Source organism: Streptomyces sp. NPDC090445 (assembly GCF_044769385.1).
In the GTDB taxonomy this organism is placed as follows: Bacteria; Actinomycetota; Actinomycetes; order Streptomycetales; family Streptomycetaceae; genus Streptomyces.
The window spans coordinates 56,158-71,397 of sequence record NZ_JBIVXV010000001.1; the positions used below are offsets into that span (position 1 = coordinate 56,158).

The window sequence follows — 15,240 nt, forward strand, 5'->3', positions numbered from 1 at the left end:
TTTGGACACGGCTGGATAACGGCGGGACCGATCTCTTGTCAGTGCAATTTCACATTACTATGTTACCGGTCACATCATAGAGCGCGGCCCTGCACTGGAGTGACCATGACCAAGCGCACCCAACTCGCCCTCGCCACCGCCCTGGTGGCGGCTCTCGCAGTCGGCGCCTCGGGCTGCTCCGACCCCAAGAAGGGCTCCGCCGCCCCCGGCGGCGCCAACCCCGCCGCCGCCAACGACGGCAAGGTCCTCGGCGGCACCCCCGCCAAGGGCGGCACGCTCACCGTCCTGTCCAACCAGGACTTCTCCCACCTCGACCCGGCCCGCAACTGGACCATGCCGGCCATGGACTTCGGCACCCGCCTGCTCTACCGCACCCTCGTCACCTTCAAGGCCGAGCCCGGCAAGGCCGGCAGCGAGCTCGTCCCCGACCTCGCCACCGACCTCGGCACCCCCTCCAACGGCGGCCGCACCTGGACCTTCACCCTCAAGGAGGGCCTGAAGTACGAGGACGGGACCCCCATCAAGGCCCAGGACGTCAAGTACAACGTCGAGCGCTCCTTCGCCCCCGACCTCACCGGCGGCCCCGACTACGCCGCCCAGTACCTCGCCGGCACCGACGGCTACAAGGGCCCGCTCCAGGGCCAGCACCTCGACTCCGTCAAGACCCCCGACGACCGGACCATCGTCTTCGAACTCAAGCGCCCCGTCGCCGAGTTCTCCGCGACCGCCACCCTCCCCACCTTCGCGCCCGTCCCGCAGTCCCAGGAGAAGGGCACCCAGTACGACGCCCGCCCGTTCTCCTCCGGCCCGTACAGGATCGAGTCGTACGACCGCGACAAGAAGCTCGTCCTCGTCCGCAACGAGCACTGGGACCCGGGGACCGACACCGTCCGCAAGGCCTACCCGGACAAGTTCGTCGTCGTCATGGGCCTCAAGGGCGGCCAGATCGACGACCGCATCATCGCCTCCGAGGGCGCCGACGCCTCCGCCGTGGAGTACTCCAACATGCGCCCGGAGAGCGCCCCCAAGGTGCTGCCCAAGCCGGACGTCAAGTCCCGCCTGCTCGCCGAGTCCCAGGGCTGCACCACGATGCTGCACCTGAACACCTCCCGGGCCCCCTTCAACGACCCCAAGGTCCGCGAGGCCATGCACCACGCCCTCGACAAGGAGGCCGTCATCACCGCCGCCGGCGGCCCGGCCCTCAACGAGATCGCCACCGCCTACCTGCCGCCCGCCCTCACCGGCGGCAAGCAGGCCGACACCCTGAAGATCGCCCCGGCCGGCGACCCCGCCAAGGCCAAGGAACTCCTCAAGGCCGCCGGGAAGGAGACCCTCAAGGTGTCCCTCGCCGTCTCCACCGGCGACAAGGGCCGCGCCGAGGCCATCCAGCAGGGCCTGGCCCGCGCGGGCGTCGAGGTCGTCATCGACACCGTCGACCCGGGCGCGTACTACGACGTCATCGGCGACCTGTCCACCACCCCGGACATGACCTTCACCGGCTGGTGCCCGGACTACCCGTCCGGCTCCACCTGGATCCCGTTCGTCTTCGACGGACGCACCATCAAGGAGAAGGGCAACCAGGGCAACTACAGCCAGTTCCGCGACGAGGCCGTGCAGAAGCGGATCGACGAGATCAACGCCATGGCCGACGCCAAGCAGGCCAACCAGGCCTGGATCGACCTCGACGCCGAGATCATGAAGAAGGCCCCCTCCATCCCGGTCCTGCAGGAGCGCAAGCCCCTCCTGATCGGCACCAACATCGCCGGCGCCTTCGGCCACCCCGTGTGGACCGGCACCATCGACTACGCCACCGTCGGCCTCAAGGACCCCTCGAAGGGCCAGGGCTGAGCCGCTCCGGCACAGGCCAGGACCCCAACACCATGACCGCCACCGCCGCCCCGCAAACCGCGTCCGCGCCGGCCAAGGACCTCCCCCCGGGCAGCAGCCCCTGGCAGCTCGCCCGGCGGGAGCTCCGCCGCCGCCCCGCCGTCCGCGTCAGCCTCTGCGTCGTCCTCCTCTTCGTCCTGATGGCCGCCACCGCCCCCTGGCTCGGCGCCCTGGGCGGCTGGTCCCCGGAGGAGTTCGACAAGTCCGCCATCGACCCCTACCTCGGCGGCCAGCCGCTCGGCTCCTTCGGCGGGATCAGCCCCGAGCACTGGCTCGGCGTCGAACCCGTCACCGGCCGCGACCTGTTCGCCCGCGTCGTCACCGGCGCCCAGGTCTCCCTGCTCATCGCGTTCGCCGCGACCGCCATCGTCGTCGTCACCGGCACCGCCGCCGGGATCGCCGCCGGCTACTTCGGCGGCCGCACCGACACCGTCCTGTCCCGCCTGATGGACCTGACGATGTCCTTCCCGTCCCTCATCTTCATGATCGCGATGCTGTCCGTGGCCAAGGACGTCAACCGGATCGTCCTCATGACCGCCGTCATCGGCATCTTCGGCTGGCCCGGCGTCGCCCGCGTCGTCCGCGGCCAGACCCTCTCCCTCAAACACCGCGAGTACGTCGACGCCGCCCGCGTCGGCGGCTCCGGCTCCTGGCGGATCCTCACCCGCGACATCCTCCCCGGCGTCTCGGGCCCGGTCATCGCCTACACCACCCTGCTCATCCCCGGCATGATCAGCACCGAGGCCGCCCTCAGCTACCTCGGCGTGGGCGTCCGCCCGCCCACCCCCTCCTGGGGCCAGATGATCGCCGAGTCCGTCGCCTTCTACGAGACCGACCCGATGTACTTCGTCATCCCGAGCACCTTCCTCTTCCTCGCCGTTCTCGCCTTCACCCTCCTCGGGGACGCCCTGCGCGACATCCTCGACCCGCGGGGAGGCCGCAGTTGATCCTCTACCTCGCGCGCCGGCTGCTCGCCCTCGCGGGCGTGCTCCTCGCCATCGCCGCCGTCACGTTCGTCATCTTCTACGTCCTTCCCTCCGACCCGGCCGCGGCTGCCTGCGGCAAGACCTGCAGCCCCGAGCGCATCGCCGACGTCCGCGCCCACCTGGGCCTGGACCAGCCGCTGTGGCGCCAGTTCGGCGACTTCCTCACCGGCATCTTCACCGGCCGCACCCTCGGCACCGGCCAGTACGCCGTCCGCTGCGACTTCCCCTGCCTGGGCTACTCGTACGAGAACTCCCTCCCCGTGTGGGACCTGCTCATGGACCGGCTGCCCGTCTCCGCCTCCCTCGCCGTCGGCGCCGCCGCGCTGTGGCTCGTCCTCGGCCTCGGCGCCGGCGTCACCGCCGCCCTGCGCAAGGACACCGCCACCGACAAGGCCCTCATGGTCGGCGCGGTCGCCGCCGCCTCCCTGCCCGTCTACTTCACCTCCGTGATGCTCATCTACGGAGTCATCCGCATCGCCGGGCTCCTGCCCTACCCCGCCTACCAGCCCTTCACCGCCGACCCCCTCGGCTGGGCGACCAACCTGCTGCTGCCCTGGACGGCACTCGCCCTGCTGTACGCCGCCATGTACGCCCGCCAGAGCCGCGGCTCCATGATCGAGGCGATGGCCGAGCCGTACATCCGCACCGCCCGCGCCAAGGGCATGCCGGAACGCACCGTCGTCGTCAAGCACGGCCTGCGCTCCGGGATGACCCCCATCCTGACCATCTTCGGCATGGACCTCGGCGGCCTCCTCGCCGGCGCCGTCATCACCGAGTCCATCTTCGGACTCCCCGGCATCGGGCGGCTGTTCTACGGCGCCCTCGTCAGCTCCGACCAGCCGGTGGTCCTCGGGGTCACCCTGATGGCCGCCTTCTTCATCGTCGTCGCCAATCTCGTCGTCGACCTCCTGTACGCCGTCGTCGACCCGAGGGTGAGGTACTGATGACCGCCCCCGCGGCCCCCGCCGCCCCTGCCGCACCCGGCGCCACCGCGGCGCCGCTGCTCGCAGTCCGCGACCTGAACGTCACGTTCACCACCGCCCGCGGCCCCGTCCGCGCCGTCGACTCGCTCGGCTTCACCGTCGAGGCCGGGCGGACCCTCGGCATCGTCGGCGAATCCGGCTCCGGCAAATCGGTCACCTCGCTCGCCGTCATGGGCCTGCACCGCGGCGCCGAGGTCACCGGCTCCGTCCGGCTCGCCGGACAGGAGCTCACCGGCATGCCCGAGAAGGCGCTCTCCCGGCTCCGCGGCCGCAAGATGGCCATGATCTTCCAGGACCCGCTGTCCAGCCTCCACCCCTACTACACGGTCGGCGAGCAGATCGCCGAGCACGTCCGCGTCCACTTCAAGGCCGGCCGGGCCGCCGCCCGCACACGCGCCGTGGAGATGCTCGGCGAGGTCGGCATCCCCGAGCCCGCCCGCCGTGCCCGCGAGTACCCGCACCAGTTCTCCGGCGGCATGCGCCAGCGCGCGATGATCGCCATGGCGCTGGCCTGCGAGCCCGACCTGCTCATCGCCGACGAACCCACCACCGCCCTCGACGTGACCGTCCAGGCGCAGATCCTCGAACTCCTCGCCCGCCTCCAGCAGGAACGCGGCCTCGGCATCATCCTGATCACCCACGACCTGGGCGTCGTCGCCCGCGTCGCGCACGAGGTGCTCGTCATGTACGGCGGCCGCGCCGCCGAACGGGCCGGCGTCGACGACCTGTTCGCCGACCCCGCCCACCCGTACACCCGGGGCCTGCTCGACTCGATGCCCCGCATCGCAGACGGCGCAGACGGAGCCGACGACGAGCCGCTGCGGGCCATCCCCGGCTCCCCGCCCTCCCTCCTCACGCCCGCCCCCGGCTGCGCCTTCGCCCCGCGCTGCCCGCAGGCCGCCGCACCCTGCACCGGCGACCGCCCGGCCCTGCGGGCGTACGGGAACGGGCCCGGCCGGTCGGTGGCCTGCCACTTCGCCGGATCCCCCACCCCCGAGGAGGCGGCCCGATGACCACCCCCACCCACACCCCCGCCGAGACCCCCGGGGCCCCGCGGCCCGCCGAGGGCACCGGGCCCGCGGCCCTGCTGTCCGTACGCGACCTGACCATGGCCTTCCCCGGCCGGCGGACCGGGAGCGGGCGCCGCGGGGCGCCCGTCCGGGCCGTCGACGGGGTCTCCTTCGACCTGGCGGCCGGCGAGACCCTCGGCCTGGTCGGCGAGTCGGGCTGCGGCAAGTCCACCACCGGCCGGATGCTGGTCCGCCTGCTGGAGCCCACCTCCGGCACCGTCGCCTTCGACGGCCGGGACATCACCCGGCTCTCGCAGCGGGCCCTGCGGCCGCTGCGCCGGCACGTCCAGATGGTCTTCCAGGACCCGCACTCCTCCCTCAACCCCCGCCAGACCGTGGCCCGGATCATCTCCGACCCGCTGCTGGTGCAGGGCTGGACCGCGGCCGACGCCCGCCGCCGCGTGGCCGAGCTGATGGACCTGGTCGGGCTGATCCCGGAGCACATCGACCGCTACCCGCACGAGTTCTCCGGCGGCCAGGCCCAGCGCATCGGGATCGCCCGGTCCCTCGCCACCGGCCCGCGGCTCGTCATCGCCGACGAGCCCGTCTCGGCGCTCGACGTCTCCGTCCAGGCGCAGATCGTCAACCTGATGGAGCGGCTGCGCGCGGAACTGGGCCTGGCGTACGTGTTCATCGCGCACGACCTGTCCGTGGTGAAACGGGTCAGCGACCGGGTCGCCGTCATGTACCTGGGCCGGATCGTCGAGATCGGCGCGAAGCGGGCCCTGTACGAGAACCCCCAGCACCCGTACACGCGGGCGCTGCTGTCCGCCGTGCCGCTGCCCGATCCGGCGGCCGAGCGGCGCCGGGAGCGGATCGTGCTGCTCGGGGACCCGCCGAGCCCGGCCGCGCCGCCGCCGGGCTGCACCTTCCATCCGCGCTGCCCGAAGGCGCAGGAGGTGTGCCGCACCGAGCGGCCGCTGCTGCGGATCGCCGCCTCCCGCGAGGTGGCCTGCCACTTCCCGGGGGACTGACGGGGATCCCGGGAAGGGGAGGGCCCCGCGGCCGACACGATCGGCTGCGGGGCCCTCCGCCGTGTCCGGCACCCTGCACCCGGTGCCGAGTGCCGGACCTCGCGGGGCTCAGCCGGCAGCCAGTTCCCGGCGGAAGAAGTCCAGCTCCAGGGCCATGAGCTTCTCCCGGGTGCCTCCCGGGGTCATGTGGGTGACTCCGGGCAGGGCCAGCAATTGGTGGGGGCGGCCCGCGTCCGTCAGCGCGCGGGACAGGCGCAGGGTGTGCGAGGGGTGGACGTTGTCGTCGGCCAGGCCCGTCATCAGCAGCAGCGGCCGGGTCAGTTTCGGGGCGTCGGGGATCAGCGAGTCCCGCTCGTAGACCTCCGGGTGCTCCTGGGGCAGGCCGAGGTAGCGCTCGGTGTACGCGGTGTCGTAGTGGCGGAAGTCGGTGGGCGCGGCCCCGGCGGCCGCCGCGTGGAAGACGTCCGGGCGGCGCAGCACCGCGAGGGCGGACAGGTAGCCGCCGTACGACCAGCCGCGCACGCCGACCCGGCCGAGGTCGAGGTCGCGGTGGCGGGCGCCGAGCGCCTGCAGGGCGGCGACCTGGTCCTCCAGGGTGACCTCGGAGAAGCCGCGGTACATGGCGTGGGTGAAGGAGGGGGAGACGTACGGGGTGCCGCGGTTGTCGACGGTCACCACGGCGAAGCCCTGGTCGGCCCACCACTGGCGGTGCTGCCAGCGGCGCGGCTCGGCGCTGACGTCCTGGAAGCCGGGGCCGCCGTAGCCGTCCACGAGCACCGGCAGCCGCTGCCCGGGGACGTGCCCGCGGGGCAGCACCAGCGCGGTGGGCACCCCGTGCTCGGTGACCTGCTCCAGCAGCGGGGCCACCCGCCAGGGCAGCGGCGCCGCGTGGTCGGCGGGGGTGAACTCGCGCCCGTCGGCGGTGTGCACGGTGCGGCGTATGCCCTCGCGGCCGGCGGCGGTCAGCAGCAGCGTCCCGGCGGAGGCGAGGACGGAGTACACGGTGGGCACCCCGGGGTCGTCGGCGAGGACGTCGAACCCGCCGGTGTCCGGGTCGAGCAGCAGCACCTGCTGCTCGGCTGGGTCGCGCAGCCCGGCCTCGACGAGCAGCCGGCCCCGGTGGACGCCGGCGAAGCCGCGGACCTGGACGCCGTCGCCGGTGAGCAGGCGGCCGTCGACGGCCAGGGCGCGGGCGGCGCCGCCCGGAGTGTCGGCGGCGGTGAGCATGCGCCCGTCGGGGAGCCGGGCCGGGGTGCCGGGGAGCAGCGGGTCGACCCACTGGGGGTGGGTGGTGCGCGACAGCTCCCGGGTGCGGCCGGTGGCGGGGTCGGCGGTGAGCAGCAGGACGCACTGCTGGAGCCGGTCCTGGACGGTCAGCAGGATCTCCTCGGGCGACTCCCAGGCGGCGTCGGAGACGTACGGGAAGCGTGCGGCGTCCCAGTCGAGCCGGATCCGTCGACCGCCGGGCCGGAGGACCCACAGCTGGACGTCCGCGTTGGGTCCGCCCGCCTCGGGGTAGGCGAAGTCCTCGGGCGGCAGCTCGGGGTGCGCGGGGTCGGCGAAGTGGCGCCGCTGGAGGGCGGTCTCGTCGACGCGGGCGGCGAGCAGGGCGGTGCCGTCGGGGGACCACCAGTGGCCGCGGGGGCGGCCGAGCTCCTCGGCGGCGGCGAACTCGGCGACGCCCCAGCGGGCCCCGTCGTCGGGGCTGACCCGCCCGCCGGGGGCGGTGTACAGGGCGTCGTCGGCGACGTAGGCGATGCGGGAGCCATCGGTGTCGGGGCGGGGGTCGAAGGCGGGTCCGGCGGCGGGCACCTCGACGACGGCGGGCCGGCCGGTCGGGGCGGCGGCCGCCTGCGAGGCGGCCGCCTGCGCGGCGTCCGGCCGGGCGCCGGGGGCGTACGCGACGGTGAACAGGCGGCCGTGGAGGGCGAAGACCGCGCTCCGCCCGTCGCCGGAGAGCGCGTACGAGCCGATTCCGGCGGCGGTGAGCCGGGTCCGCTCGCGCAGCCGCCGCTCGGCGACGGGGAGCGGGCCGGGGGCGGGGGCGAGGTCGCGCGGGTCGGCGAGGAGGGTTTCGGCGCCGGTGGCGGTGTCCAGGATCCAGAGGGAGTCGTGGGGGTCGGCGGGGCCGGAGGAGCGGAGGAACCAGAGCAGCCGGCCGTCGTCGCCGAAGGCGAACGCGCGCGGGGCGCCGTACGTGAAGCGGGCCGTACGGGCGGAGAGCCTGAGGAAGTCGTCCATAGATGGCAGTGTGACATGTGAAATGGCACACCGCACAGGTCGTGACAGGTCGTGCAGCCTGGGCCATTCGAGTGGTGTGCCCCCGGTGGCAGGTTTAGCGTCGGGAGGGTGGACCCGAACGCAGCGCCGACCGGCAAGGAGACCGACGGCAGCACCCGCGGGAACCGGAGCGGGCTCGCACTCTTCGTCATCGGCTCGTGCCAGCTCATGGTCGTTCTCGACATCACCATCGTCAACATCGCACTGCCGCACATCCAGACGTCGCTCGGCTTCTCCACCGAGAGCCTGTCGTGGGTCGTGAGCGCCTACACCCTCGCCTTCGGCGGGCTGCTGCTCCTCGGCGGACGCACGGGCGACATCCTCGGCCGCAAACGGGTCTTCATCTTCGGCGTCCTGCTCTTCGGCCTGGCCTCGCTCCTCGGCGGCCTCGCCCATACCGAGGGCCAGTTGCTGGCCGCCCGGGCCCTCCAGGGCGTCGGCGGCGCCGTCGCCTCCCCGACCTCCCTGGCCCTGATCACCACGACCTTCCGCGAAGGCCCCGCCCGCAACCGGGCGTTCGGCGTGTTCGCCGGGGTCTCCGCGGCCGGCGGCGCGACCGGCCTGCTGCTCGGCGGCATCCTCGTCGAATGGCTCGACTGGCGCTGGGTGCTCTTCGTCAACGTACCGATCGCCGTGGTCGTCGCCACCCTCGCCACCAAGGTCCTGCACGAGTCCGAGCGCCACCCCGGCCACTTCGACCTCGCCGGCGCCCTGCTGTCCACCGTCGGCATGGTCTCGCTCGTCTACGGGTTCATCCGCGCGGCCCAGGACGGCTGGCGCGACCCGTTCACCCTGGCCTCCTTCGGCGTGGCCGTGGTCCTGCTGACCCTGTTCGTCATCAACGAGCGCCGCTCGGTCCAGCCGATCACCCCGCTGCACATGTTCGCCGACCGCAACCGCGCCGGCACCTACGGGATCATGCTCTTCCTCGCCTGCGCGATCTTCGGCATGTTCTTCTTCCTGACCCTGTTCGTGCAGAACGTCCTCGGCTTCAGCCCGCTCCAGGCCGGGCTCGCCTTCCTGCCCGTCAGCGTGATCATCGCCATCGCCGCGGGCATCACCGCACGGCTCCTGCCCACGTTCGGGCCCAAGCCCTTCATGGTGGGCGGCGCCCTGTCCTGCGCGGTCGGCCTGGGCTGGCTGACACAGACCGACATCCACTCCACCTACGCCGGCAGCATCCTCGGCCCGATGATCTTCTTCGGCCTCGGCATGGGCCTGCAGTTCGTGTCCCTGACCCTGATGGCACTGTCCAACGTCGCCGAGCGCGAGTCCGGCGCCGCGTCCGGCCTGCTCAACACCACCCAGCAGGTCGGCGGATCGCTCGGCCTGTCCCTCCTCGTCACCGTCTTCGGCACGGCCAGCCGCAACGCGGCCCCCGCCCAGCTCGCCGACTTCACGGCCACCGCCACCCCGGCACAGCAGATCGTGTTCCGGCGCACCGGCCGGCTCCCGGAGCCGTGGGGCGACCTCGTCCTCACCGCGGGCGTCAGCGCCGCCTTCGTGGTCGCGGCCGCGTTCACCCTCGTGGGCGCGGCCATCGCCCTGTTCGCCATCCAGGTCCGCCCGTCCGACCTCGAACGCCTGCAGGGCCGCCACACCGCGACAGCCGCCTGAGCGAGCGTCGCCGAGCCGTTCCGCATGCGGCACCGGGAGGGGTTCGCCACACTGGGCGTGACGTGAACGCCGACCCCGCCCCCGCACCGGCCGCCGCCCCCGACCGGCCGGCGCGCCGCGACCGGCGGCACGCCCTGCTGCCCCCGCTCGCCGCATGGCTGCTCTCGAACCTCGTCACCTGGCTCGTCGCGCAGGCATCCGTGGCCGCCGACGGATCCCGGATCTCCTACTGGTCCACGGGGAGCCGCCGCCGCTGGGACTCCGAGCACTACCTGTCCATCGCCAGGACCGGCTACGAGATGTTCTGGTGCCGGGAACGCCACCCGGACTTCCCCGACGTCATGTGCGGCAACGTCGCCTGGTTCCCCGGATACCCCATGGCGGTCCGGGCGCTCACCGCCACCGGCCTCCCCTACGAGATCTCCGCCGTGGTCGTCACCGAAGCGGCCCTGTTCGGCGTGTTCGCGGTGCTGTGGCGGCTGCTCGGCGCCCGCCTCACCCGGTCCACCGGCCTCACCCTCGCCATCGGCGCGGTGTTCCCCGGAGGCATCTACCTCCACGCCGTGTTCCCGATCGCCCTCGGCACGCTGGCGCTGCTCGTCAGCATCGCCGGGGTGAAACGCGGCTCCTGGGCCATGGCCGCCGCCGGAGGCTTCGTGGCCGCGTCCTGCCACGTCGTCGGCGCGGCCGTCGTCGGCATGCTGCTCCTGAGCGCCCTCTTCGCCTGGCACGGGGACCGCAGGCCGGTGCGGTTCGCGAAGGCCGGGCTGTCGGCGGCCGTCGCGGCCTGCGGCGTGCTCTGGGCGAAATGGCTCATGTGGCAGGCCACGGGCCGCTGGGACGCGTACGAGACGATCCAGGCGGTCAGCTACGGGCAGGGCGGCCTGCGCCAGCCCTTCGCCGAGATGGGAAAGGCCTACGCCTTCCCGTTCCGGAACTGGTACCTGCCCGAGGGGAAGCTGACGTGGCTGGTGGAGCAGGGCCTCGCGGCCCACCGCCCGCAGTTCTGGCTGAACGCGGCCTTCGTCCTGCTCGTCGTCACCGCGGCCGCGGTCCGGCTCGTCCGGGACCGCCGGCTCGACGCCGCCGAATGGGCCGCCCTCACCCTGACCGTGGCGATCTACATGCTGCCGTTCTTCGCCGGCGCGGAGATGTCGTGGTACCGCAACCACGCGCAGATGCTCGTCGGGCTCGTCCTCGTCAAGAACCTGCCCCGGTGGGTCCAGGCGCTCCTGCTGCTGGGCTGCCTGGTCCAGTACGCCCTCCTGGGCGCGATGTTCTTCACCGGGGCACTGGTGTAGCCGACCGGCGGCGGCCGGCGGGGCCCGCGCCGGACCGCAGCTACCCGGCCAGACTCCGGATCCGGCAGCGCATCGGGCCCTCGGTGCGCAGGGTGATCCCGGCGCTGACCGGGACGTCGGTGTCCACGGCCTCGACCTCGTACGCCCGCAGCAGCATCGCCAGCGCGATCACCGACTCCAGCATCGAGAAGTGCTGCCCGATGCAGGCACGCGGGCCGCCGCCGAACGGGAACCAGGCATACCGCGGCCGCTCGGCCTCCGCCTCCGGGGTGAAGCGGTCCGGGTCGAACCGCTCCGGGTCCGGCCAGTACCGCGGGTGGCGGTGCGTCACCCACGGGGCCAGGATCACGTCCGCGCCCGCCGGGACGGCGTGCCCCGCGACCTCGGTCGCGGCGACGGAGCCGCGGCCGATGACCGGGGCCGCCGGGTAGAGCCGCATCGCCTCCTTCAGGACCTGCGTGAGGTACGGGAGCCGCTCCAGGTCGGCGGCCTCGGGCGTACGGTCGCCCAGGACGCGGAGGACCTCCTCGCGGGCCCGCGCCTGGTGCTCGGGGTGCCGGCCCAGCAGGTGCAGGGAGAAGGCGAGCGAGGTCGCGGTCGTCTCGTGCCCCGCCAGCAGGAAGACCAGCACCTGGTCGCGCAGCTCGGCCGCGTCGAACTCGCCGTCCTGCGTGCTGCCGGCGGCGGACAGCAGGCTCAGCAGGTCCTCGCCGCCCGTCCCGGCGCCGTCGCCTGCGCCGGCCCCGGAGGCGGTACGCCGCTCGGCGATGATCCGGTCGCACACGGCGTACAGCTCGTCCATCGCGGCGGCGGCCCGCCGGTTGCCGGGCGTGGGCCAGTTCCGCGGGACGTTGGCGGGGGAGTAGCCGCGGCGGAGCACGTACTCGGTGATGACCGGGAAGCACCGGTCGACGACGTCGACGGTGGCGTCCACGTCGGTACCGAAGAGGATGCGGGCGACGGCGCGCAGCGCGAGCTGCATCATCTCGTCGGAGACGTCGACGACCCCGCCGGGGGCCTGGGCCCACGCGGTGAGGGTGGCCTGCGTCTCGTCGGCGACGGCACCGGCGTAGCCGTCCACGCGCCGCTTGGTGAACAGCGGCTGCACCAGCCGCCGCTGCCGCAGGTAGTCCTCGTCCTGGCTGGTCAGCAGGCCGTTGCCGAAGGAGTCCCGGATCTCCTGGTAGAAGGTGTTGTCCTTGCGGAAGTTGGCCGACTGCGCCGCCAGGACCTGCTGGGCGCCCTCGGCGGAGAACACGCAGTACAGCTCGGCCCGCAGACCGGGCGGGCCCGCGGTGATCCGTACGACGTCGCCGTGCCGGGCCTGGGCGCGCAGGTAGGTGCCGAGCGAGTCCGACTTCAGGTCGAACAGCGAACCCAGCAGCGGGACCCCCGCGAGCGACGGCACCTCCGCGCCGGCGCCGCCGTCCGCCCGTGCCTGTGATTCCACTGCTGCCATGGCCGCCCCCTCGACACCGTGCTGACAGATCGATTCTGCACGGTCCGGCCCGCGGTGGCGAGATCTGCGAACCCATCCGGTCGAAACCGGCCGTCCTCCTCGTGGCCGGTTCGGCCTACTTGTCGCAGGCGATGCCGTCGTTGTCGCGGTCGAGGCTGCGGCTGTAGCCCGGCTGGCCGCGCCGGATCGGGGCCGCCCCCGCCGCCTTCGCCTCGGCGCAGCTCTTGTACACGACGACGCCGCCCGAGGAGCCGCCGGAACCGCCGCCCGAGGAGCCGCCGGAGGCGGGCTTCGACGCCGCCGGCTTCGGGGCGGAGGCGGTCGGAGTCGCGGGTGCCTTCGACGGGCGCAGCGTCGCGCCCGCCTGCGCGGGGCAGGGCGTGCCGGGCGCCACCAGCGACAGTTCGACGGCCGTGGCCGGGCTCACCGGGCTCTGGGCGGCAGGAGTCTGGAAGCACACGGACCACTGGGCGTGGTCGGCGGCGAGCTTCACGTCCACGTACCCGCTCCGCGCCTCGATCGGGGCGGTGACCAGCTTCTTCACGGCCGCCTCGGCATCGGCGAACTTCTGCCCGACCACCGCCGGCATGACCGGCCCGGTCGCGCTCGGCGACGGCGCCGCGGCGGTGGCAGCGGATGGCTTGTCCGCGCCCTTGCCCTTGTCGGCCGACGCGGGATCCTGGCAGCCGCCCGCCAGCGCGACCACCGCCCCCACGGCCGCTGCCACGGCAAACCCCCGACGCTGGAACATGATCGGCCCCCCGAGATCGACGCACTGCGCAACCGCCGCAGAGTACGCGCACCCGCCGCCGCGGCGTGACGCCTTTTCAGGCCAGTCGGCCAGCCAGCCGGTCGATCGGTCGGGTCGGTCGGGCCGGTCTCAGTCCCCCCAGTCCCAGGTGTCGAAGTACGTGGCGGTCCCGGTCCGGCGGGCCTCCATGGCGGCTTCGAGCCGCGCGAAGTCCTGCGGCGGCATCAGGTCCCGCCACCGGTCGAGCGGCAGCGCCCGTACGTCGTCGTGCTCGGCCGGGTCCAGGGCGATGCGCCGGATCTGCCCGGTGGTGAGCCGGCCCCCGTCGAAGACGAAGCCGATCGAGCTGTACGGCCACTTCCTGCCCGGCAGCCCGAAGACCGTGGTCAGGAGCCGCGGGGGGCCGTCGTGGACGATGCCGGTCTCCTCCCGGCACTCGCGCAGTGCGGTCTCCCAGGGCCGCTCGCCCTCCTCCATGCCGCCGCCGGGCCACTGCCACGGGTGGCTGCGCGAGTACACCGCCCGCAGCTGCACCGGCCGTTCCTGCTCGTCGGTGAAGAACAGGCAGGCGAAGGCGGTCGCCTTCGGCAGGGTCGCGGCGAACTCCTCGGGCGGCAGCCAGGTGGAGGTCACGCGCCGGGCAGGGTGATCGCCTGCACGGGACAGGCCCGGGCGGCCTCCTTCAGCATGGGGTCGCCGCCGCCGTCCTCCCGGCCGGGGATCACCATCCCGAACCCGTCGTCGTCACTGGTGAACACCGCGGGCGCGCGCAGGGCGCACTGGCTGCTGCCGATGCAGACGTCGGTGTCGATGGTGATCCTGTCGGACATGGATCCGGCCCTTCTGGCATCCCGGTGCACGCGGTCGCATGCGCGCTGCTCATGATCGCCGCCGGGGGCGCCCGGAGCGGTGAGTCGCCCCGACAATCACCCCTTCGGACGAGCCGGGGGCGCCCGCCCGGCGCCATAAACCGCGGGTGTCCGGCCACGTCCCGGGCCTACGATCGCCCGCGGGGGGTGGTCGCGATGTGGCCGTGGCGCAGACGAAGGAACCGGCCGACCGCCGGGACGGGGCCGGACACCGTACGGGCACGACGGCGGGCGCCGGAGCCGGAGCCGGAGCCGGAGCCGGAGCCGGAGCCGGGGCCGGAGGCCGACCCGTGGCATGACTGGCTGAGCCGTTCGCCCGAGGCGCTCGCGGTCGGGCAGTGGTGGGGGGACGCGGTCGGGCAGATCGCCCGGCTCGGCGAGGACGCGTTCAGCGAGCGGCTGGGCGAGCTGCTCTCCCGGCTGGCGCCCCGCGACTTCGCGGCGCTGGGCCTCGGCTGCACCCGCCGGATCGACCGCTCCTGCCGGGAGCCGCAGACCTGCTCGCAGGAGCTCGTGCCGCCGCCCGCGGGCGAGCGGCCGCGGCTGCGCCAGGGCCCGGTGGCCGGCGCCTGCAGCGACTTCTGGGACTGCTACAGCCGGTACGCGGTCCGGGCCGTGTTCACCGCCGACGACCGGCACCGCGCGGTGACCGTCCAGGGCAAGTGGTCCCGGGTGATGCTGTGGGTGGACGGGGTCCGGGTGGAAGCGCCGAGCTTCCTCGACGAGACCGGCTACTGGGTGGACGACCGCTTCTTCGTCATCGAGATGGCTGCCCCCGACGACCACCCCTTGCAGGGGCACTACGGCATGGGGACGATCGCGATCCTCTCGCTGGTGATCCACGACGTCGCCACCGCCACCACCCAGATCGTGGACCCGGAGCCGCACGAGCACTGGTCCGACCCGGTCGCGGAGCTCCGCGACGGCGAGTGGCGCTTTTACCCGACGCGCGAGGCCCGCGACGCCGGCCGCCCCGACCGCACCCTCACCGCTCTCCCGCCGCAGCGGTGAGCGGCGTGCCACGCGATCCGCCGAGGCGGCCGGCAGCCTGTGTACCCTGACG

General features: G+C 73.6%; 13 protein-coding genes. 8 read left to right on the plus strand and 5 right to left on the minus strand.

Annotated features, from left to right (window positions below; translation table 11 throughout):
* Positions 1-105 precede the first annotated feature (105 nt).
* Genes ACIQUT_RS00255 through ACIQUT_RS00275 form a run of 5 tightly spaced genes read left to right on the plus strand, consistent with a single transcriptional unit; the run spans position 106 to position 5,900 of the window.
* Positions 106-1,848, plus strand: coding sequence for an ABC transporter substrate-binding protein (locus ACIQUT_RS00255; RefSeq protein ID WP_403557641.1), 1,743 nt, complete (start codon positions 106-108; stop codon positions 1,846-1,848).
* 32 nt (positions 1,849-1,880) lie between these two features.
* The gene (locus ACIQUT_RS00260) at positions 1,881-2,834 is read left to right on the plus strand and encodes an ABC transporter permease (protein WP_403557643.1); all 954 of its coding nucleotides are present in this window, start codon (positions 1,881-1,883) and stop codon (positions 2,832-2,834) included.
* Positions 2,831-3,817, plus strand: a complete 987-nt coding sequence (locus ACIQUT_RS00265) for an ABC transporter permease (protein ID WP_403557645.1) — start codon at positions 2,831-2,833, stop codon at positions 3,815-3,817. Before ACIQUT_RS00260 ends, ACIQUT_RS00265 begins: the two co-directional genes overlap by 4 nt.
* Complete coding sequence (locus ACIQUT_RS00270) at positions 3,817-4,869, plus strand: ABC transporter ATP-binding protein (protein WP_403557647.1); 1,053 nt, start codon at positions 3,817-3,819, stop codon at positions 4,867-4,869. The genes ACIQUT_RS00265 and ACIQUT_RS00270 overlap by 1 nt, the downstream gene beginning before the upstream one ends.
* Positions 4,866-5,900, plus strand: coding sequence for an ABC transporter ATP-binding protein (locus ACIQUT_RS00275; protein WP_403557649.1), 1,035 nt, complete (start codon positions 4,866-4,868; stop codon positions 5,898-5,900). The genes ACIQUT_RS00270 and ACIQUT_RS00275 overlap by 4 nt, the downstream gene beginning before the upstream one ends.
* A gap of 108 nt (positions 5,901-6,008) precedes the next feature.
* Here the strand turns inward: ACIQUT_RS00275 and ACIQUT_RS00280 are convergent, their stop codons facing one another.
* Positions 6,009-8,141, minus strand: coding sequence for a prolyl oligopeptidase family serine peptidase (locus ACIQUT_RS00280; RefSeq protein ID WP_403557651.1), 2,133 nt, complete (start codon positions 8,139-8,141; stop codon positions 6,009-6,011).
* A gap of 108 nt (positions 8,142-8,249) precedes the next feature.
* Here ACIQUT_RS00280 and ACIQUT_RS00285 point away from each other — a divergent pair, with 108 nt between their 5' ends.
* Complete coding sequence (locus ACIQUT_RS00285; protein WP_403557653.1) at positions 8,250-9,797, plus strand: MFS transporter; 1,548 nt, start codon at positions 8,250-8,252, stop codon at positions 9,795-9,797.
* A 62-nt stretch (positions 9,798-9,859) separates the two neighbouring features.
* Positions 9,860-11,098: a hypothetical protein gene (locus ACIQUT_RS00290; protein ID WP_403557655.1), complete on the plus strand. Its 1,239-nt coding sequence runs from the start codon at positions 9,860-9,862 to the stop codon at positions 11,096-11,098.
* Between the two features lie 40 nt (positions 11,099-11,138).
* Here the strand turns inward: ACIQUT_RS00290 and ACIQUT_RS00295 are convergent, their stop codons facing one another.
* From ACIQUT_RS00295 to ACIQUT_RS00310, 4 genes are all read right to left on the minus strand, one after another.
* On the minus strand, positions 11,139-12,557 hold the full coding sequence (locus ACIQUT_RS00295) for a cytochrome P450 (RefSeq protein ID WP_403557657.1): 1,419 nt from the start codon (positions 12,555-12,557) through the stop codon (positions 11,139-11,141).
* A 115-nt stretch (positions 12,558-12,672) separates the two neighbouring features.
* A complete protein-coding gene (locus ACIQUT_RS00300; protein ID WP_403557659.1) occupies positions 12,673-13,284 on the minus strand; it encodes an excalibur calcium-binding domain-containing protein in 612 nt (203 codons plus the stop codon).
* Positions 13,285-13,437: 153 nt separating this feature from the next.
* Positions 13,438-13,941, minus strand: a complete 504-nt coding sequence (locus ACIQUT_RS00305; protein WP_403557661.1) for an NUDIX domain-containing protein — start codon at positions 13,939-13,941, stop codon at positions 13,438-13,440.
* Positions 13,938-14,138 carry a ferredoxin gene (locus ACIQUT_RS00310; protein WP_385671003.1) on the minus strand — a complete coding sequence of 67 codons (201 nt, stop codon included), beginning with the start codon at positions 14,136-14,138 and terminating at the stop codon, positions 13,938-13,940. The genes ACIQUT_RS00305 and ACIQUT_RS00310 overlap by 4 nt, the downstream gene beginning before the upstream one ends.
* 186 nt (positions 14,139-14,324) lie before the next feature.
* Between ACIQUT_RS00310 and ACIQUT_RS00315 the strand changes: the two genes are divergently transcribed.
* On the plus strand, positions 14,325-15,188 hold the full coding sequence (locus tag ACIQUT_RS00315; protein ID WP_403557663.1) for a hypothetical protein: 864 nt from the start codon (positions 14,325-14,327) through the stop codon (positions 15,186-15,188).
* Positions 15,189-15,240: the final 52 nt, after the last annotated feature.

Coding starts and splice junctions, on each gene's coding strand:
- ACIQUT_RS00255 (WP_403557641.1), top strand. CDS start 106: ATGACCAAGCGCACCCAACTCGCCCTCGCCACCGCCCTGGTGGCGGCT.
- ACIQUT_RS00260 (WP_403557643.1), top strand. CDS start 1,881: ATGACCGCCACCGCCGCCCCGCAAACCGCGTCCGCGCCGGCCAAGGAC.
- ACIQUT_RS00270 (WP_403557647.1), top strand. CDS start 3,817: ATGACCGCCCCCGCGGCCCCCGCCGCCCCTGCCGCACCCGGCGCCACC.
- ACIQUT_RS00275 (WP_403557649.1), top strand. CDS start 4,866: ATGACCACCCCCACCCACACCCCCGCCGAGACCCCCGGGGCCCCGCGG.
- ACIQUT_RS00280 (WP_403557651.1), bottom strand. CDS start 8,141: ATGGACGACTTCCTCAGGCTCTCCGCCCGTACGGCCCGCTTCACGTAC.
- ACIQUT_RS00295 (WP_403557657.1), bottom strand. CDS start 12,557: ATGGCAGCAGTGGAATCACAGGCACGGGCGGACGGCGGCGCCGGCGCG.
- ACIQUT_RS00310 (WP_385671003.1), bottom strand. CDS start 14,138: ATGTCCGACAGGATCACCATCGACACCGACGTCTGCATCGGCAGCAGC.